Origin of the sequence: Microbacterium sp. NPDC056057 (genome assembly GCF_042266945.1) — a bacterium.
GTDB classification, from domain to species: domain Bacteria; phylum Actinomycetota; class Actinomycetes; order Actinomycetales; family Microbacteriaceae; genus Microbacterium; species Microbacterium trichothecenolyticum_C.
This window is the reverse complement of sequence record NZ_JBHJWS010000003.1, coordinates 391,330-408,308: the sequence shown is the minus strand read 5'-3', so window position 1 is coordinate 408,308 and position 16,979 is coordinate 391,330. Positions and strand designations below refer to the sequence as shown.

General features: G+C 70.0%; 17 protein-coding genes. 4 read left to right on the top strand and 13 right to left on the bottom strand.

Annotation, left to right across the window (positions count from 1 at the left end; genetic code table 11):
- Window positions 1–56 precede the first annotated feature (56 nt).
- The 3 genes from ACFC1K_RS14000 to ACFC1K_RS13990 are packed head-to-tail and all read left to right on the top strand — an operon-like array spanning window position 57 to window position 1,905.
- Window positions 57–521 carry a MarR family winged helix-turn-helix transcriptional regulator gene (locus tag ACFC1K_RS14000; protein ID WP_375872082.1) on the top strand — a complete coding sequence of 155 codons (465 nt, stop codon included), beginning with the start codon at window positions 57–59 and terminating at the stop codon, window positions 519–521.
- Entirely contained in the window at window positions 518–1,198 is a 681-nt protein-coding gene (locus ACFC1K_RS13995) for a hypothetical protein (RefSeq protein ID WP_375872081.1), read from the top strand. The genes ACFC1K_RS14000 and ACFC1K_RS13995 overlap by 4 nt, the downstream gene beginning before the upstream one ends.
- Window positions 1,199–1,218: 20 nt before the next feature.
- On the top strand, window positions 1,219–1,905 hold the full coding sequence (locus tag ACFC1K_RS13990; RefSeq protein WP_375872080.1) for a trimeric intracellular cation channel family protein: 687 nt from the start codon (window positions 1,219–1,221) through the stop codon (window positions 1,903–1,905).
- A gap of 85 nt (window positions 1,906–1,990) precedes the next feature.
- Here ACFC1K_RS13990 and leuA read toward each other — a convergent pair whose 3' ends face one another.
- The gene (leuA, locus tag ACFC1K_RS13985; RefSeq protein WP_375872079.1) at window positions 1,991–3,751 is read right to left on the bottom strand and encodes a 2-isopropylmalate synthase; all 1,761 of its coding nucleotides are present in this window, start codon (window positions 3,749–3,751) and stop codon (window positions 1,991–1,993) included.
- Between the two features lie 260 nt (window positions 3,752–4,011).
- On the opposite strand from leuA, the gene ACFC1K_RS13980 reads away from it, so the two are divergent.
- Entirely contained in the window at window positions 4,012–4,641 is a 630-nt protein-coding gene (locus tag ACFC1K_RS13980) for a hypothetical protein (protein ID WP_375872078.1), read from the top strand.
- A gap of 9 nt (window positions 4,642–4,650) precedes the next feature.
- On the opposite strand, the gene era is transcribed toward ACFC1K_RS13980, so the two are convergent.
- The 12 genes from era to ACFC1K_RS13920 form a co-directional block, all read right to left on the bottom strand.
- Window positions 4,651–5,610 (bottom strand): GTPase Era, encoded by a 960-nt coding sequence (gene era, locus ACFC1K_RS13975; protein WP_375872077.1) that lies wholly within the window; start codon window positions 5,608–5,610, stop codon window positions 4,651–4,653.
- A complete protein-coding gene (locus ACFC1K_RS13970; protein ID WP_310290990.1) occupies window positions 5,607–6,959 on the bottom strand; it encodes a hemolysin family protein in 1,353 nt (450 codons plus the stop codon). Before ACFC1K_RS13970 ends, era begins: the two co-directional genes overlap by 4 nt.
- Window positions 6,956–7,426 carry an rRNA maturation RNase YbeY gene (ybeY, locus tag ACFC1K_RS13965; RefSeq protein WP_310246792.1) on the bottom strand — a complete coding sequence of 157 codons (471 nt, stop codon included), beginning with the start codon at window positions 7,424–7,426 and terminating at the stop codon, window positions 6,956–6,958. Before ybeY ends, ACFC1K_RS13970 begins: the two co-directional genes overlap by 4 nt.
- On the bottom strand, window positions 7,423–8,454 hold the full coding sequence (locus ACFC1K_RS13960; protein ID WP_310291797.1) for a PhoH family protein: 1,032 nt from the start codon (window positions 8,452–8,454) through the stop codon (window positions 7,423–7,425). The genes ybeY and ACFC1K_RS13960 overlap by 4 nt, the downstream gene beginning before the upstream one ends.
- A gap of 52 nt (window positions 8,455–8,506) precedes the next feature.
- A complete protein-coding gene (locus ACFC1K_RS13955; RefSeq protein ID WP_310290992.1) occupies window positions 8,507–8,854 on the bottom strand; it encodes an HIT domain-containing protein in 348 nt (115 codons plus the stop codon).
- 82 nt (window positions 8,855–8,936) lie between these two features.
- Window positions 8,937–9,674, bottom strand: a complete 738-nt coding sequence (locus tag ACFC1K_RS13950; protein WP_375872076.1) for a 16S rRNA (uracil(1498)-N(3))-methyltransferase — start codon at window positions 9,672–9,674, stop codon at window positions 8,937–8,939.
- 3 nt (window positions 9,675–9,677) lie between these two features.
- Window positions 9,678–10,793 (bottom strand): molecular chaperone DnaJ, encoded by a 1,116-nt coding sequence (gene dnaJ, locus ACFC1K_RS13945; protein ID WP_375872075.1) that lies wholly within the window; start codon window positions 10,791–10,793, stop codon window positions 9,678–9,680.
- 51 nt (window positions 10,794–10,844) lie between these two features.
- Window positions 10,845–11,885, bottom strand: a complete 1,041-nt coding sequence (gene hrcA, locus ACFC1K_RS13940) for a heat-inducible transcriptional repressor HrcA (protein ID WP_310291000.1) — start codon at window positions 11,883–11,885, stop codon at window positions 10,845–10,847.
- A 129-nt stretch (window positions 11,886–12,014) separates the two neighbouring features.
- Complete coding sequence (gene hemW / locus ACFC1K_RS13935) at window positions 12,015–13,232, bottom strand: radical SAM family heme chaperone HemW (protein ID WP_375872074.1); 1,218 nt, start codon at window positions 13,230–13,232, stop codon at window positions 12,015–12,017.
- 7 nt (window positions 13,233–13,239) lie between these two features.
- On the bottom strand, window positions 13,240–13,890 hold the full coding sequence (locus ACFC1K_RS13930) for a DUF1990 family protein (RefSeq protein WP_375872073.1): 651 nt from the start codon (window positions 13,888–13,890) through the stop codon (window positions 13,240–13,242).
- A gap of 27 nt (window positions 13,891–13,917) precedes the next feature.
- Complete coding sequence (gene lepA, locus ACFC1K_RS13925; protein WP_375872072.1) at window positions 13,918–15,768, bottom strand: translation elongation factor 4; 1,851 nt, start codon at window positions 15,766–15,768, stop codon at window positions 13,918–13,920.
- 57 nt (window positions 15,769–15,825) lie between these two features.
- The gene (locus ACFC1K_RS13920; RefSeq protein WP_375872071.1) at window positions 15,826–16,968 is read right to left on the bottom strand and encodes a pyridoxal phosphate-dependent aminotransferase; all 1,143 of its coding nucleotides are present in this window, start codon (window positions 16,966–16,968) and stop codon (window positions 15,826–15,828) included.
- Between the last annotated feature and the right edge of the window lie 11 nt (window positions 16,969–16,979).

Below are 16,979 nucleotides of genomic sequence, written 5' to 3'. Positions count from 1 at the left end.
AGCTCGCGCCTGCCGCGCAAGACGGCCGTGATCGTTGAACGTGTACCATGTTCACTATGTCCGGTACTCATATTCTCGACACGCTGCTCGCGCTGTCCGGCGTACTGGGCGCCGACCAGGAGCGCGAGCTCGATCGCCGGGGCCTCACGCCCGCGCGCACCCACATCCTCTGGCTCGTCTTCCACGAAGGCCCGCGCACCCAGGCGGAGCTCGCAACGGCGCTCGGCGTGACGCCTCGCAACATCACGACCCTCGTCGACGGGCTCGAGGCGACCGGCTTCGCACGCCGCGAGCCGCACCCCCACGACCGCCGGGCCGTGCTCGTCACCTTGACGGCGCGTGGCAAAGAGGCGATGCGCGCCATGGACGCCGAGCACACCGAGCTCGGCGCACAGCTCATCGACGGCCTCGACGATGCGACCGCCGAAGCGACGCTGCGGGGGCTGACGCATGTCCTCGACCGGCTGAACCGGCTCATCGCGGAGCACGAGGCCCGGACCGCCGAGGACCGCCCGTCGTGAGCGCCGTCGACACTCCGCGCGACAGCCCGGCTCGACCGGATCGATCGTCAGGCACCCTGGCTCCGCCCGGATGGCGGACGAAGCTGGGAGCCTTCGCGCGGCGCGCATGGATCATGGAGCTCGGGGTCTATCAGAGCATCTTCCGGTTCGTGTTCCGCAGGCCCCGCGTTCCCGTGGGCGCCAGCGCGTTCCGCTACCACTCTCCCGTGCTGACGCTCCTCGTCGTCTTCATCGTGCTGTCGGCCGTCGAGATCCCGATCGTCGATCTCATCGTCCACCGCTGGGCCTGGCTGCGCATCCCGCTGCTCGTCCTCGGCATCTGGGGCGTGACGTGGATGCTCGGCCTCCTGTCCGGCTACCTGACCCGACCGCACGCGGTCGGTCCTGCCGGAATCCGCGTGCGACAGGGTGCCGAGCTCGATCTCGACCTGCCCTGGCAGGTCGTGCGGTCCGTCGAGCGCTCAGCGCATCGGGTCGACAAGGCACCTGCCGTCGTGGACGAGCCGGAGGGCCGCACGTTCGCCGCGCGCATCGCCAACGAGACCAACGTGCTGATCCTTCTCGAGCACCCGCTCGACGTGCGGCTTCCGCAGGGCCGCGACCGCGTCGAGGCGGTGCGGCTGTGGACGGACGATCTCGACGGGTTCCTGTCGGCGGTGCGCACCCATATCCCCTGATCCCCGTCGACAATGGAGGGGTGGACGAGCCGGTCTTCGTGATCCCCCTGTGGGCCGACCTCATCGCCGTGGGCCTCGGCGGCATCCAGGGCGCGCTGTTCGCCTCAGGCTTCCGCGGTGAACGCCGGCTCGACATGCTCGGCGTCGCGATCATCGGGATCGTCATGGGCATGGGCGGCGGTCTTATCCGCGACCTGCTGCTCAACGTCACGCCCACCACGCTGCAGAGCAACTGGTACCTGCTCACCGCGGTCGGCGCGGCACTGTTCGGGATGCTGCTCGCCGGCCTCTTCCAGCGACTCAACGCCGTCATCGTCGGCCTCGACGCCCTGGTCATCGGCCTGTTCGGCGCATTCGGGACCAGCAAGGCCCTCGTCCTCGGGCTGCCGCTCGTACCCGCCGTCTTCGTCGGGGTCTGCGCGGCGGTCGGCGGCGGCATCCTCCGCGACGTGATCATGGGCCTGCCGGTCGCGATCATGCACGTCGGCTCGCTCTACGCGGTCGCCGCAGGAGTCGGATGCCTCGTCCTCGCGACGGCCGAGAAGCTCGGCGTGGACGTCGTGATCGCCGCGGCGGTCGGCATCGCGGTCACGACGGTGATCCGTCTGCTCGCCGTGATCTTCGACATCTCGCTGCCGGAGCAACGAGCGCTCTACCGACGCAAGGTGGCCGTCGAGACCTCGACCATCCCGATCGTCAAGCCCTGAGGCATCCGTCTTCCCGGATGCCGGTGGGCGAACACCGACGGGCGCGCGCGGGGATCACCCGCGCACACCCGTCGACGGTTCGCGCTCAGACGCCCGCGAGGGCCCCGGAGCGCTGCCGCGTACGGATGGCGCGGTTCACGCCCGACACGATCGCCTTGAGCGATGCGGTCGAGATGTCCGAGTCGATGCCGACGCCCCAGAGGCGCTCACCATCGACCTGGAGTTCGATGTAGGCGGCCGCCTGCGCGTCGCCGCCTGCACTCAGGGCGTGCTCGACGTAGTCGTAGAGCGTCACGTCGAATCCCTGTGCGCGGATGATCTCGAGGAATGCGGCGACCGGGCCGTTGCCGCGACCGGATGCCTCGAACCGGTCGTCGCCGTCGCGCAGCGTGATGTCGAGCGCGACGTCGCCCGACAGGTCGCTGCGGGTGCTGGTCGCCAGGAGCTCGAAGCGTCCCCAGCGCTCGTCGGCGACCTCCGACGGCAGGTACTCGTCGGTGAAGATCTTCCAGATCTGGTCGCTCGTGACCTCGCCGCCCTCGGCATCGGTCTTGGCCTGCACCACACCCGAGAAGTCGATCTGCAGCTTGCGGGGAAGATCCAGCGAGTGGTCGGTCTTCAGCAGGTACGCGACGCCGCCCTTGCCCGACTGCGAGTTGACGCGGATGACCGCCTCGTACGAGCGGCCGAGGTCCTTCGGGTCGATGGGCAGGTACGGCACGGCCCACTCGATCTCGTCGACGGTGACGCCGGACGCCGCGGCGCGGGCGTCCATCGCCTCGAAGCCCTTCTTGATCGCGTCCTGGTGCGAGCCGCTGAAGGCCGTGAACACCAGATCGCCGGCCCACGGGCTGCGCTCGTGCACGGGCAGCTGGTTGCAGTACTCGACCGTGCGCTTGACCTGGTCGATGTCGCTGAAGTCGATCTGCGGGTCGATGCCCTGCGTGAACAGGTTGATGCCCAGCGCCACCAGGTCGACGTTGCCCGTCCGCTCGCCGTTGCCGAACAGGCAGCCTTCGATGCGATCGGCGCCGGCCATGTAGCCGAGCTCGGCGGCGGCGATCGCGGTGCCGCGGTCGTTGTGCGGGTGGAGCGACAGGATGACGTTCTCGCGGTGCGCGAGGCGTCGGCTCATCCACTCGATCGAGTCGGCGTAGATGTTCGGCGTCGCCATCTCGACGGTCGCGGGCAGGTTGATGATGACCTTGCGCTCGGGCGTCGGCTCGAAGATCTCGATGACCTGGTTGCACACGCTCAGCGCGAATTCGAGCTCGGTGCCGGTGTAGCTCTCGGGCGAGTACTCGTAGAAGACCTTGGTCTCGGGGATGCGCTTCTCGAACTCGCGGCACAGGCGTGCGCCCTCGAGGGCGATGTCGATGATGCCCTGCTCGTCGGTGCGGAACACCACCTCGCGCTGCAGCACGCTGGTCGAGTTGTACAGGTGCACGATCGCCTGCTTGGCACCGGCGATGGACTCGTACGTGCGCTCGATGAGGTGCTCACGCGCCTGCGTCAGGACCTGGATCGTGACGTCCTCCGGGATGAGGTCCTCTTCGATGAGCTGACGCACGAAGTCGAAATCGGTCTGGCTCGCCGAGGGGAAGCCCACCTCGATCTCCTTGTAGCCCATCTGCACGAGCAGGTCGAACATGATCCGCTTGCGCTCGGGGCTCATCGGGTCGATGAGCGCCTGGTTGCCGTCGCGAAGATCGACCGCGCACCAGCGTGGTGCGGTCGTGATGCGCTGGTCGGGCCAGGTGCGGTCGGGCAGATTCACGGTGATCTGCTCGTGGAACGGCCGATACTTGTGGGTCGGCAGGCCCGAGGGCTTCTGGGTGTTCTCCATGATGTCGTCGCTTCTCTCGTCTGTTCCGAGCTGCAGCCCGATCGGGGCGGCTCGATGCCTGATGATGCGGGCCAACGAAAAGCTCCGCGACGAGGAAGGCCCTAGAACGAGGTCTCGTCGCGGCGGCTAAGAAGGAGAAGCCGGCCGAAGCGCATGGATTCAGGCTACACCCCGTGACGAGCGGAGAGCGAACAGATGACGGACGGATGCCGCGGCATCCGATTCTGAGACGATCGGCGTCGATGCGACACCATCGAGACATGAGAGGTCTCCGTCGCCCCCTCGGCATCGCCGCCACTGCCGCCGTCGTCATGCTCGCCATCGCCGCATGCGCGAGCGCTGGTCCCAGCGGGACACCCGCGCCGGCATCGCTCGGGGCCGTGACCCCGATCCCTCCCGAGGGCGAGGTCGCCGCCACCGGCACCGTGCTCGACAGCGGCGGGGCCCCGCAGCTCTGCGTGGGTCCGGTCGCGGAGTCATATCCTCCGCAGTGCACCGGGATCCCGCTGAAGGACTGGACGTGGCAGGGCGTCGACGGCGCGGAGTCGTCGGGTGACGTCACGTGGGGCTCCTACGCGGTACGCGGCACCTACGACGGCGAGACGTTCACCTCGACGCAGCCGCCGATCCTTCTCGCCCTGTACGACCCGATCCGGCCGGAGGACCCGACGGGCGGGAAGCCCGGTGCGGGCGACGAGGCGACCCTCGCCGCCATCCAGGACGAGCTCCCCGGCAAGCTCGGCGACGCGTATCTCGCCTCGTATCCGCAGGACGGGTGGCTCTGGGTCGACGTCGTGTGGGACGACGGGAGCTGGCAGGAGGCGGCGGACGCGGAGTACGGTGCCGACACCGTCATCATCCGCTCTGCGATCACCGAGACCGGAGGGTGAGAGACGGCATCAGAAGCCGAGACGCCCCAGCTGCTTCGGGTCGCGCTGCCACTCCTTGGCGATCCGCACGTGCAGCTTGAGGAACACCTTGGTGCCCACGAGAGGCTCGATCTGCGCGCGGGCGCGAGCGCCGACGTCGCGCAGGCGCGAGCCCTTGTGCCCGATGATGATGCCCTTCTGGCTGTCGCGCTCCACGACGATGTCGGCGTAGATGTCGGTGAGGTCGGAGTCCTCGCGGGGCTCCACCTCCTGCACGACGACCGCGATCGAGTGCGGCAGTTCGTCGCGCACGCCGTCGAGCGCGGCCTCGCGGATGATCTCGGCGATGCGGTCCTCGGTGGACTCGTCGGTGACGACGCCTTCGGGATAGAGCGCGGGTCCCTCGGGCATGAGGGAGAGCAGCTCGTCGCTCAGCACGTCGAGCTGGTCGCGGGTGAGAGCCGACAGCGGGATGACGGCCGCCCAGTCCTCGCGGAGGCTGTCGACCTCCATGAGCCGCTCGGTGATCTGGTCGCGGGAGGCGGCGTCCGTCTTGGTCACGATGGCGACCTTCTTCGCGCGGCCGTACCCGCTGAGCGACTCCGCGATGCGGCGGTCGCCCGGGCCCACCTTCTCGGTCGCGGGAACGCAGAAGCCGATGACGTCGACGTCGCCGAGCACCTGCTCGACGAGGTCGTTGAGACGCTGACCGAGGAGCGTCCGGGGCTTGTGGAGTCCCGGGGTGTCGACGATGACGAGCTGTCCGGCGGGCCGGTTCAGGATGCCGCGGATCGCGCGGCGCGTCGTCTGGGGCTTGTCGCTCGTGATGGCGACCTTCTCGCCCACGAGGGCGTTCGTGAGGGTCGACTTGCCGACGTTGGGGCGCCCGACGAACGTGACGAAGCCGGACCGGCCCTCAACGGATTCGGGGGCGGCGGACTCGGCGGTGGTGCCGGGCTCGGCGTCCGGAGTGGGCTCGTTCTCGGTCATGACGTCTCTTCCTTCCGAGGCAGCCGGATCTCGCCGGTGCGGGGGCTCACGATGCGGATCTCGCCCGTGCGCGGTGAGCGGCCGATGTCGAGAGCAGGATCGCCGCGCTCGACGAACACCGTCGAGATGCCGCGCCCGCGCCCGCGCGACGCACCCCCGGTGAGCACGAGGCCGGCGTACTCGGCGGTGGCGCCCGGCTGCGGCACGCGGCCCAGGGCCTTGCCCAGCAGCCCGCCGATGGAGTCGACGTCCTCGTCCTCGAGCTCGAGGCCGAACAGGTCGCCGACCTCGTCGAGCCCGAGGCGGGCGCTCACGCGATAGTGACCGGGCTCGAGCTCCGTCACCTCCTCGGCGCGCGGGTCGTACTCGTCCGAGATGTCGCCGACGAGCTCCTCGATGAGGTCTTCGAGCGTGACGAGTCCGGACACGCCGCCGTACTCGTCGACGACGAGACACACGTGCACGGCGTCGCGCTTCATCTGCTGCAGCAGCGTCTCGGCCTTCATCGACTCGGGGACGAACACCGCCGGGCGCGCGATCCGGCTGATCGGGGCATCCCGCCACCCGGCCTCGTCGCGGAAGCCGAACTGCACCAGGTCCTTGAGGTACAGCACTCCGACGACGTCGTCCGCATCGTCGTCGACGATCGGCATGCGCGAGACGCCCTTCTCGAGGAACAGCGTCATCGCTTCGCGCGTCGAGGTCGAGGCATCCACCGTCACCATGTCGGTGCGCGGCACCATCACGGCCCGCACGAACGTGTCGGTGAAGTCGAACACCGAGTGGATCAGCTCACGGTCGTCCTGTTCGATGAGCTCGTTCTCGGCCGCCTCGTCGATGATGCTGAGCAGCTGCTCCTCCGACGCGAAGGACGAGCCGCGCGACGCGCCCGGCGTGATGCGCGTGCCGAGCGCGACGAGTCCGTGGGCGAGCGGCCCCAGGATGATGCGCACCCCGCGGACCACCGGAGCCGCCCCGCGCAGCAGCCGGCGGGCGTGCAGCCGGCCCACCGACCGCGGACTGGCGCCGACGACGACGTACGAGACGCCGGTCATGAGCAGGGCCGCAGCGAGCATCGCCCACCAGATGTTGTCGAAGAGGTCGACGAAGGCGACGGTGACGAGCACGGCGGCCGTCGTCTCGGCCAGCACGCGGATGAAGATCACGGCATTGGCATGCGCGTCGGGGTCGTCCCCGATCTTCCGCAGCGACGCCGCGTTGCGGCCGCCTGCTCCGAGCTCGGCGAGGTCCGCGCGGGAGGTGACGCTGAGCGCCGCGTCGATCGCGACCATGAGGGCGCCGAACGCGAGCAGGAGCGCTGCGGCGACGAGAAGGAGGGCGGCGGTCATGCGCGAGGTCGTCGGCGTTCGGATGCCTGGAACGAGGTGATGAGCTCGCGCTGCAGTCCGAACATCTCCCGCTCCTCCTCGGGCTCGGCGTGGTCGAAGCCGAGGAGGTGGAGCAGGCCGTGCGTGGTGAGGAGGATGAGCTCGTCGAGCGTGGAGTGCTTCGCGGCCACCGCCTGGGTCTCGGCGACCTGCGGGCACAGGACGATGTCGCCGAGCAGGCCCGGAGGCGTCGGGGCGTCTTCGGTGCCGGGGCGCAGCTCGTCCATCGGGAAGCTCAGCACGTCGGTCGGGCCCGGCTCGTCCATCCACTGGACGTGCAGCGCCTCCATCGCGCCCTCGTCGACGAGGAGGATCGCGACGTCGGCGTCGGGGCTGACGTGCAGTTCGGCGAGGTTGTGCTCCATGAGGCGCAGCAGGACCGTCTCATCGACGGCGATCCCCGATTCGTTGCCGATCTCGATGGTCATGGGCGTCCTCGCTTCGGAAGGTGATCACGGGGTCCGCCGCCGCGCACGGTGGCGGTGCGGCGCTCGGCGCGGTTGGCGAACTCGGATGCCTCGTCCCGTTCGCGACGAGCGGTCATCCGGCGCTCGTCGTATTCGCTGTAGGCGTCGACGATGCGGCCCACCAGGGTGTGGCGCACGACGTCGTCGCTGGTCAGGTACGAGAAGTGGATGTCGTCGATGTCGCCGAGCACGCGGGTCACCAGCCGCAGGCCCGACGCGCCCTGCGGCAGGTCGATCTGCGTGATGTCGCCGGTCACCACCATGCGCGTGCCGAAGCCGAGGCGCGTGAGGAACATCTTCATCTGCTCGGGGGTGGTGTTCTGCGCCTCGTCGAGCACGACGAACGAGTCGTTGAGCGTGCGGCCGCGCATGTAGGCCAGCGGCGCGACCTCGATCGTCCCGGTCGCCATGAGCTTGGGCACGAGCTCCGGGTCCATCATCTCGTTGAGCGCGTCGTACAGCGGGCGCAGGTACGGGTCGATCTTGTCGGTGAGCGTGCCGGGGAGGAAGCCGAGCCGCTCCCCCGCCTCGACGGCCGGCCGCGTCAGGATGATGCGGCTGACCTCCTTGCGCTGCAGCGCCTGGACGGCCTTCGCCATCGCGAGGTACGTCTTGCCGGTACCGGCGGGGCCGATGCCGAAGACGATGGTGTTCTCCTCCATCGCGTCGACATAGGCCTTCTGGCCGAGGGTCTTCGGCCGGATGACCTTGCCCCGCGATGACAGGATCGCCTCACCGAGAACCTCCGAGGGGCGCGGCCCGCCTTCGGTGCGGAGGATGCGGTTCGACGACGCGACGTCGTCCTCGCCGAGCGAGTGACCCGCTCGGGTCATCGCGACGAGCTCGTCGACCAGCGTCCGTGCCGCCGCGACGGCCGGCGCCTCGCCCGTGAGCGTGATCTCGTTGCCGCGCACATGCACGTCGACACCCGGGTGCTCCTTCTCGACGACCCGCAGCAGCCGGTCCTGCGGACCGAGAAGCTGCACCATCGCGACGCCGTCGACCTCGACGTGGTCGCTCACCGTCTCATGACCGGGTTGATCAGGCACCGATACTCTTCTCTTCGAGGCCTCCCGCGAGCACATGGGCGTGCACGTGGAAGATGGTCTGGCCCGCGTTCGGGCCGGTGTTGAAGACCAGGCGGAAATCCCCGTCCGAATGCTCGGCGGCGACGGTGTTCGCGAGTCCCACGAGCTCCGCCATGAGGTCCGGGTCGCCGGCGGCGAGCTCGACGACGTCGCGGTACTCCTCGGTCTTGGGGATCACCAGCAGGTGCACAGGCGCCTTCGGGGCGATGTCACGGATGGCGAATGCGTTCTCGGTCTCTGCGATGATCTCGGACGGGATCTCCCCGTCCAGGATGCGCGTGAAGATCGAAGGTTCACTCATGCCGCAAGTCTACCGACGGGGCCTTGCGACCGGCTCCGGGAGCAGTCGGCGACCCCTCCCGGTCGGTGAGCCTGTCGAGTCGTCACCACCGCCCGAGCGCGGTGCTGACGACGGCCAGCGCCGCGGGACCCGCGGTCGAGGTGCGCAGCACCGTGTCGCCGAGGCGCACGAGTCGCGCGCCCGCGGCCGTGAGCGCGTCGAGCTCTTCGGGGGCGATGCCGCCTTCGGGACCGACGACGAGCACGATGTCGCGCTGGTCACCCGGGTCCACCGCGAGTGCGCCGAGCCGCTCGGTCGCCGTCGGCTCGAGGATCAGGACGAGGCATGCTGCTGCCCGGCGCGCGAGCTCCGCGGTCGTGGTCAGCTCCGCTACCTCCGGCACCCACGCGCGGTGGGCCTGCTTCGCGGCCTCCCGCACGATGGTCGCCCAGCGGGCACGGCCCTTCGCGGCCTTCGCCGCGTCCCAGCGGGACACGCTGCGCGCAGCCTGCCACGGCACGATCTCGTCGACGCCGAGCTCCGTCGCCGCCTGCACGGCGAGCTCGTCCCGATCCCCCTTGGCCAGGGCCTGCACGAGCACGATGCGTGGGCTCGGGGGCGCAGCATCCGTCCGTCCGTCGATGCGCACGACCACCTCGCGGGGCGCCACCGACTCCACCGTGCCGGTGAGCCACGCGCCGCGGCCGTCACCGACCGTGACCTCCTCGCCGACGCGCACCCGGCGCACCGTCGAGGCGTGGTGGGCCTCCGCGCCGGTGAGCGTCACGGCGTCGCCGGGAGCGGCGCCGACGGGCTCGTCGAGGAGGAAGTGCAGTGCCACGGGTCAGCTGTTCCGGAAGCGGTCGCGGAGCTTCGCGAACAGGCCCTGGTGGAACTCTGCGAGCCTGGGTGCCGGCGCCTTGGTGCGCTTCGCGAAGTCCTCGATGAGGGCGCGCTCCTTGTGGTCGAGGCGTGTGGGCGTGACCACGTGCACGCCGACCTTGAGGTCGCCGCGCTGCGTGCCGCGCAGCGGCGTGATGCCCCTTCCCTTGATCGTGAGGATGTCGCCGGCCTGCACGCCTGCCCGCACTTCGAGGTCGACCGGGCCGTCGAGCGACTGGATGGTCGTCGTCGTGCCGAGGATCGCGTCGGGCATCGACACCTCGAGCGTCGCCAGCAGGTCGTCGCCGTCACGGCTGAACACCTCGTGCGGCTGCACCGTGACCTCGATGTACAGGTCGCCGTTGGGGCCGCCGGCCGGGCCGACCTCGCCCGAACCCGGCAGCTGCAGGCGGAGTCCGGTCTCGACGCCGGCCGGGATGTCGAGCGACACCGTGCGGCGGGCGCGCACGCGGCCCTGCCCCTGGCAGGTCGCGCACGGGTACGGGATGGTCGTGCCGTAGCCCTGGCAGACGTTGCACGGCTGCGTCGTGACGACGTTGCCGAGGAGGCTGCGCACCTGGCGCTGCACGTTGCCGGTGCCGTGGCAGATGTCGCACGTCACCGGGCTCGTCCCGGGCTGGCAGCACGAGCCCTGACAGGTCTCGCACACGACGGCCGTGTCGACCTCGATGTCGCGATGCGTGCCGAACACGACATCGCCGAGCTCGAGGGTGACGCGGACCAGCGCGTCCTGGCCGCGCTCACGACGCGATCGGGGCCGGCCGCCGCGCGATCCGCCCGCCGCGCCGAAGAAGGTCTCGAAGATGTCGTTGAACCCGCCGAAGCCACCGGCCCCGCCGCCGAACGGCGAGTCGCCGCCGCCCATGTCGTAGCGGGCGCGCTGCTCGGGGTCGCTGAGGACGTCGTACGCGTGCGTCACGAGCTTGAAGCGCTCGGATGCCTCCTCGCCCGGGTTCACATCCGGGTGCAGCTGTCGGGCCAGCCGCCGGTACGCCTTCTTGATCTCGTCGGTGGAGGCGTCGCGTGAGACGCCGAGGACCTCGTAGTGGTCAGCCACTTTCGCCTTCCTGCCGCGGCCGCGCCGCGGGATCGTGTGTGCGCGCGTGCGTCAGCGGGAGCTGTCGTCCTGCTCGAGCATGCGCGTGAGATAGCGCGCGACGGCGCGGACCGTCGCGAGGTTCGTGGGGTAATCCATGCGCGTCGGGCCCAGCACGCCGACGCGGGCGAGAGAGCCCGTCGCGTCGTAGTCGCTGGCGACGACGGATGCCTCGGCCAGGCCGAACGCCTCGTTCTCACGGCCGATGCTCGCGGCGAGGCCGTGTTCGTCGGCGACCATCTCGCCCATCAGCCGCAGCAGGGTCACCTGCTCCTCGATCGCCTCGAGAAGCGGATAGATGCTGCCGCGGAAGTCGGATTCTCGGCGTGCGAGGTTGGCGCTGCCGGCCATCACCAGCTTGTCCTGGCGGAACTCCTCGAGCTCCTCGGCGACGGCGCGGACGATCTCGTCCGTCGCGCGCTCGTGCGCCGGAGCCTGCGCATCCGGTCCCTCGAGGCGCTCGGCGATGCGCTGCAGTCCTTCGCGGACGGGCCGGCCGACCAGAAGGGTCCCGAGCCCCGCGCGGATGTGCGCGAGGTCGACGTCGTCGAAGTCCTCGCCGACGAACGTCAGGCGCTGCGACACGCGTCCCGTGTCGGTGACCACGATCACCAGCATCCGTCCGCCGCCGAGCTGGACCAGCTCGACGTGGGTGACCGTCGCGCGCGCGAACGACGGGTACTGCACGATCGCGACCTGGCCGGTCAGCTGCGTGAGCGCGCGCACGGTGCGCACGAGGACGTCGTCCAGATCGCCGGAGCCGTCGAGGAACGAGGCGATGGCCGCCCGCTGGGCCGGCGAGAGCGGCCGGAGCTCTGCGAGATGATCGACGAAGACGCGGTAGCCCTTGTCGGTGGGCACGCGGCCCGACGAGGTGTGGGGCGCGACGATGAGCTCTTCGTCTTCGAGCAGCGCCATGTCGTTGCGGATCGTCGCGGCGGACACGCCGAAGGCGTGCCGTTCGACGATCGCCTTGCTGCCGACCGGCTCGCGCGTGTCGACGTAGTCCTGGACGATCGCCCGCAGCACCTGCAGACCTCGTTCGCTGACCATCCCGCCTCCTCACGCCGCAGCTGGCACTCGCACGACTGGAGTGCCAATTCTATCCGATGCCCCTGCCAGGATCGTCGAGCGACGCCGGGATGGATCGCGATCGTCGTCCGACCCGCGATCGCGCCGGGGCTAGTCGGTGAGCGCCCGCACCACCGCGTCGGCGAGCAGGCGGCCGCGCCGCGTGAGCACGACCCTCCCGCGCAGCGCGGAAGGACCCTCGATGAGCCCGTCCGCGATCAGCGCGGCGACCGCGTGACGGCCTTCGCCGAGGAGCTCCTCGACGGGGAGGCCCTCGCGGATGCGGGTGCGCAGCAGGACGCTCTCGAGGTTCCTGGCCGCGGCATCCGGGATCTCGCGACCCGCGGCCGGCGACTCGCCCGCGGCCAGCCGCTGGGCGTAAGCGGCGGGGTGCTTGACGTTCCAGAACCGCACGCCGGCGACATGGCTGTGCGCGCCGGGGCCGAAGCCCCACCAGTCCGCGCCGACCCAGTATGCGAGGTTGTGGCGGGAGCGGTGCGCGTCACCGCGCGCCCAGTTCGACACCTCGTACCACTCGAACCCCGCGTCCGCGAGCAGGTCGTCTGCGAGCTCGTACATGTCGGCCTGCAGGTCGTCGTCGGGTGCGACGACCTCGCCACGGCGGATCTGGCGAGCGAGCTTGGTGCCGTCCTCGATGATGAGCGCGTACGCCGAGATGTGGTCGGGCTCGAGGGACACCGCCGCCTCGAGCGAAGTGCGCCAGTCGTCGAGCGATTCACCCGGCGCGCCGTAGATGAGGTCGACGCTGACGTCGAGCCCGGCCCCGCGCGCCGCGGCCACCGCCGTGCGGACGTTGTCGGGATCGTGCGTGCGATCGAGGGCCGCGAGAACGTGCGGGACGGCCGACTGCATGCCGATGGAGAGGCGCGTCACACCGGATGCCGCGAGCTCGGCCGCGACCGCGGGCGTCACCGTGTCGGGGTTGGCTTCGACGGTGATCTCGGCCCCGTCGGCGACACCGAACGTGTCGCGCACGCCGGCGAGCATGCGTGCGAGGTCGCCGGGCGGGAGCAGCGTCGGGGTGCCGCCGCCGAAGAACACCGTCGACGCGGGACGGTTCCCGCCGGCGCGCTCGAGCACGGGCGCCGCCAGCTCGATCTCACGAAGGAGCGTGTCGGCGTACTCGTCCTGGCGGGCGCCGCGCAGCTCGGACGACGTGTACGTGTTGAAGTCGCAGTACCCGCAGCGGACGCGGCAGAAGGGGACGTGCAGATACACGCTGAACTCTGCGGCCGGATCGATGCGCGTGCCGGCCGGCAGCGAGCCGTCCGAGGGAACGGGCTCGCCGAGCGGAAGAGCGGAGCCCATCAGCGCCTCACGCGGGAGTCGTGTACAGCGGCGAGATCGCGCGCAGGTATCGCGTGAACAGCTCGCGACGACGGCGCTTCGTGAGCCCCGGAAGCATCCGGTACAGCACGGCACGGGGAGCGTCGAACGCGCGGACGGTGAACCAGACCTCGTCGTTGTCGTACCAGTCGAGCATGAACGACTCCTCGCCGCTCACGACGGAGTCACTCACGGTCCCGAGCGCGAAGCCCACCCGCCGAGGCTCCTCGACGGCGAAGATGACGCGCAGCTCCGCGTCGGCGCGGAGCCCCCTGACGCGGCCGTCGACGCGGATCGTCGTGCCCGCGCCGACGAACGGGGTGCCGTCCGCGTCGAAGCGCTGCTCGGCCTCGGAGCGGCTGGGCTTGACGGGGTTGCCCTCGGCGTCGAAGCTCACCCCCGAGTACATGGGGCCGGAGGCAGGGCGCACGTCGGTGACGTCGAGCCCGGCACCGCGCTGGGCGGTCCACGACATCAGCGCCTCGCTCGCGGCGCGGAAGCGCGCTTCGCCGCTGCCGATCCGCCACGACTGCTCTGCAGGGATGCTGCGCTCCGGCGGATACTGCATCAGATCCGGCGCTTGGGTCGCCCCGACAGCGGCGTAGTCGACGGTGTCGTCACGGAAGGTTCCTCGACGCATGGATTCCAGCCTACTTCGCGAGTCGCATCACTTCTTGGCAGGACCCTCGACGTCGCCTGAGAGCGCGGCGATGAACGCCTCCTGGGGGACCTCGACGCGACCGACCATCTTCATGCGCTTCTTGCCCTCCTTCTGCTTCTCGAGGAGCTTGCGCTTACGGGAGATGTCACCGCCGTAGCACTTGGCGAGGACGTCCTTGCGCATCGCGCGGATGTTCTCGCGGGCGATGATGCGAGCGCCGATGGCGGCCTGGATCGGCACCTCGAACTGCTGACGAGGGATGAGCTTGCGCAGGCGCTCGGTCATCATCGTGCCGTAGGCGTACGCCTTGTCGCGGTGCACGATCGAGCTGAACGCATCGACCTTGTCGCCCTGCAGCAGGATGTCGACCTTCACGAGGTCGGCCGTCTGCGACCCGGCGGGCTCGTAGTCGAGGCTCGCGTAGCCCTGCGTCTTGGATTTGAGGTGGTCGAAGAAGTCGAACACGATCTCGCCGAGGGGCATGTGGTAGCGCAGCTCGACGCGGTCCTCGCTGAGGTATTCCATGCCCAGAAGCGACCCGCGGCGGGACTGGCACAGCTCCATGACGGTGCCGACGTAGTCCTTGGGGAGCAGGATGCCGACCTTGACGACCGGCTCGGACACCTCGGCGACGCGCCCGTCCGGGTACTCGCTCGGGTTGGTCACGACGACGGTCTCGCCGGTGTCGGTCGTGACCTCGTACGTCACCGAGGGCGCGGTCGTGATGAGGTCGAGGTCGAACTCGCGCGAGAGGCGCTCGGTGATGATCTCGAGGTGCAGGAGGCCCAGGAAGCCGCAGCGGAAGCCGAAGCCGAGCGCCACCGACGTCTCGGGCTCGTACTGGAGGGACGCGTCCGACAGCTTGAGCTTGTCCAGCGCCTCACGCAGGTCGGCGTAGTCGCTCTGGTCGATCGGGTAGATCCCCGAGAAGACCATGGGCTTCGGGTCGGTGTAGCCGGCCAGCGGCTCGGTCGCGGGTTTGCGGTGGTTGGTGATCGTGTCGCCGACCTTGGACTGGCGGACGTCCTTCACACCGGTGATCAGGTAGCCGACCTCGCCGACGCCGAGCCCCCTGGTGGGGACCGGCTCGGGGCTCGAGACTCCGATCTCGAGGAGGTCGTGCGTCGCCTTGGTCGACATCATCTGGATGCGCTCGCGCGGCTCCAGCTTGCCGTCGACCATCCGGACGTAGGTCACCACACCGCGGTAGGAGTCGTACACGGAATCGAAGATCATGGCGCGGGCCGGGGCATCCGGGTTCCCCTTCGGAGCGGGGATCTGCTCGACGATGCGGTCGAGCAGTGTCTCGACGCCCATGCCGGTCTTGCCGCTCACGCGCAGCACGTGATCGGGCGAGCCGCCGATGAGGCCGGCAAGCTCTGCGGCGTACTTCTCGGGGTCGGCGGCCGGCAGGTCGATCTTGTTGAGCACCGGGATGATGTGGAGGTCGTTCTCGAGCGCGAGGTAGAGGTTCGCGAGGGTCTGCGCCTCGATGCCCTGCGCAGCGTCGACGAGCAGGATCGCACCCTCGCAGGCGGCGAGCGAACGCGAGACCTCGTACGTGAAGTCCACGTGACCGGGGGTGTCGATCATGTTCAGCGCGAAGGTCTGGTCAGCCGTGGCCCACGGCATGCGCACGGCCTGCGACTTGATCGTGATGCCGCGCTCGCGCTCGATGTCCATGCGGTCGAGGTACTGCGCGCGCATGTCGCGGTCGGAGACGACGCCGGTGATCTGCAGCATGCGGTCGGCCAACGTCGACTTGCCGTGGTCGATGTGGGCGATGATGCAGAAGTTGCGGATCAGCTCGGGCGGCGTGGCAGAGGGCTCGAGGGGCTTCAGGGCGCGCGGTGACATGTCCAGACGATTGTACGGGTGCGCGCCGCTCGACGAACCCCGGCGACGGCGTGCGGGTCAGGCCGGGGACGGGATGCGGCTCAGACCGTCGAGCAGCTCGTCGCGGTCGCTGGCCACGCACACGCGGATCCAGCCCTCGCCCGAGGCGCCGAATGCGCTTCCTGGAGCGACGGCGACGCCCTGCTCGTCGAGGAACCGCTCGCACCAGGCGACGACGTCGCCGCCGGAGACGTGTGCGACGTCGATCCAGAGATAGAAGGCCCCTGTGGGGTCGAGGTAGCGGAGCCCCCGGGCGTCGAGGAGCGCCGTCGCGGCGGCGAGGTTGTCGCGGTAGTGCGCCGCACTGTGGCCGACCGCCGCCTGGTCGCCGATGAGCGCCTCTGCGGCCGCCCGCTGCGACGGCTCGTCGACGCAGCTGACCACGGACTCCTGCACCCGCAGCATGGTCTGCCGCCATCCCGGGGGCGTGACCAGCCACCCGACCCGCGCTCCGGTCATCGCGTAGGTCTTCGACATCGAGAACACCGACAGCACGCGGCCGTCGTCGTCGAGCGTCGCGGGGCTCACGTGCGGCTCACCCCACGTGAAGCGCTCGTACACCTCGTCGCTGATGAGCCACAGATCGTGGCGGCGCGCCAGGCCGATCAGCGCCTCCAGCGTCGGGCGGTCGAACGTCGACCCGAGGGGGTTGGAGGGGGTGTTCACGATGATCGCGCGCGTCCGCGGGGTGACCAGCGACTCGAGCTCGGCGAGATCGGGCTGGAACGCGCGCTCGGGACGCAGCGGATACGGCACCGGCGTGGCCTGCAGGAGATGGGCGTTCATCGTGAAGGTGGTGTACCCGGGATCGGGCACCAGCACCTCGTCGCCCTGCGACAGGGTGAGCGCCATCGCCAGGTGCAGCGCCTGGGTGGCGCCGACCGTGACCCAGATCTGCTCGAGGTCGACGTCGAGGGCGTTCTCACGAGCGAGCTTGTCGCGGATCGCTTCGCGAAGCGCCGGGATGCCGCCGTTGGGGGTGTAGCGGATCGCACCCTCGCGCCACGCCTGGGACGCGGCATCCCTGATCCCCTCCCCCGCGACCTCGCCCGGCTCCCCCACCGCGAGGATGATCGTGCCGGGGCGGCGCAGTGCGCGCTCGAGGATGTGACGCACACCGGAACCCGGCATGCGCGCGATGTGCGGGGCGATCTCGGGCATGCCGCCATGCT

Excerpts from the sequence above, each read along its gene's own strand:
- ACFC1K_RS13980 (WP_375872078.1), top strand. The coding sequence starts at position 4,012 with ATGAGAGGTCTCCGTCGCCCCCTCGGCATCGCCGCCACTGCCGCCGTC.
- hrcA (WP_310291000.1), bottom strand. The coding sequence starts at position 11,885 with ATGGTCAGCGAACGAGGTCTGCAGGTGCTGCGGGCGATCGTCCAGGAC.
- hemW (WP_375872074.1), bottom strand. The coding sequence starts at position 13,232 with ATGGGCTCCGCTCTTCCGCTCGGCGAGCCCGTTCCCTCGGACGGCTCG.
- ACFC1K_RS13970 (WP_310290990.1), bottom strand. The coding sequence starts at position 6,959 with ATGACCGCCGCCCTCCTTCTCGTCGCCGCAGCGCTCCTGCTCGCGTTC.
- ACFC1K_RS13955 (WP_310290992.1), bottom strand. The coding sequence starts at position 8,854 with ATGAGTGAACCTTCGATCTTCACGCGCATCCTGGACGGGGAGATCCCG.
- ybeY (WP_310246792.1), bottom strand. The coding sequence starts at position 7,426 with ATGACCATCGAGATCGGCAACGAATCGGGGATCGCCGTCGATGAGACG.
- ACFC1K_RS13920 (WP_375872071.1), bottom strand. The coding sequence starts at position 16,968 with ATGCCCGAGATCGCCCCGCACATCGCGCGCATGCCGGGTTCCGGTGTG.
- lepA (WP_375872072.1), bottom strand. The coding sequence starts at position 15,768 with ATGTCACCGCGCGCCCTGAAGCCCCTCGAGCCCTCTGCCACGCCGCCC.
- ACFC1K_RS14000 (WP_375872082.1), top strand. The coding sequence starts at position 57 with ATGTCCGGTACTCATATTCTCGACACGCTGCTCGCGCTGTCCGGCGTA.
- ACFC1K_RS13930 (WP_375872073.1), bottom strand. The coding sequence starts at position 13,890 with ATGCGTCGAGGAACCTTCCGTGACGACACCGTCGACTACGCCGCTGTC.
- era (WP_375872077.1), bottom strand. The coding sequence starts at position 5,610 with ATGACCGAGAACGAGCCCACTCCGGACGCCGAGCCCGGCACCACCGCC.
- ACFC1K_RS13960 (WP_310291797.1), bottom strand. The coding sequence starts at position 8,454 with ATGGTGCAGCTTCTCGGTCCGCAGGACCGGCTGCTGCGGGTCGTCGAG.
- leuA (WP_375872079.1), bottom strand. The coding sequence starts at position 3,751 with ATGGAGAACACCCAGAAGCCCTCGGGCCTGCCGACCCACAAGTATCGG.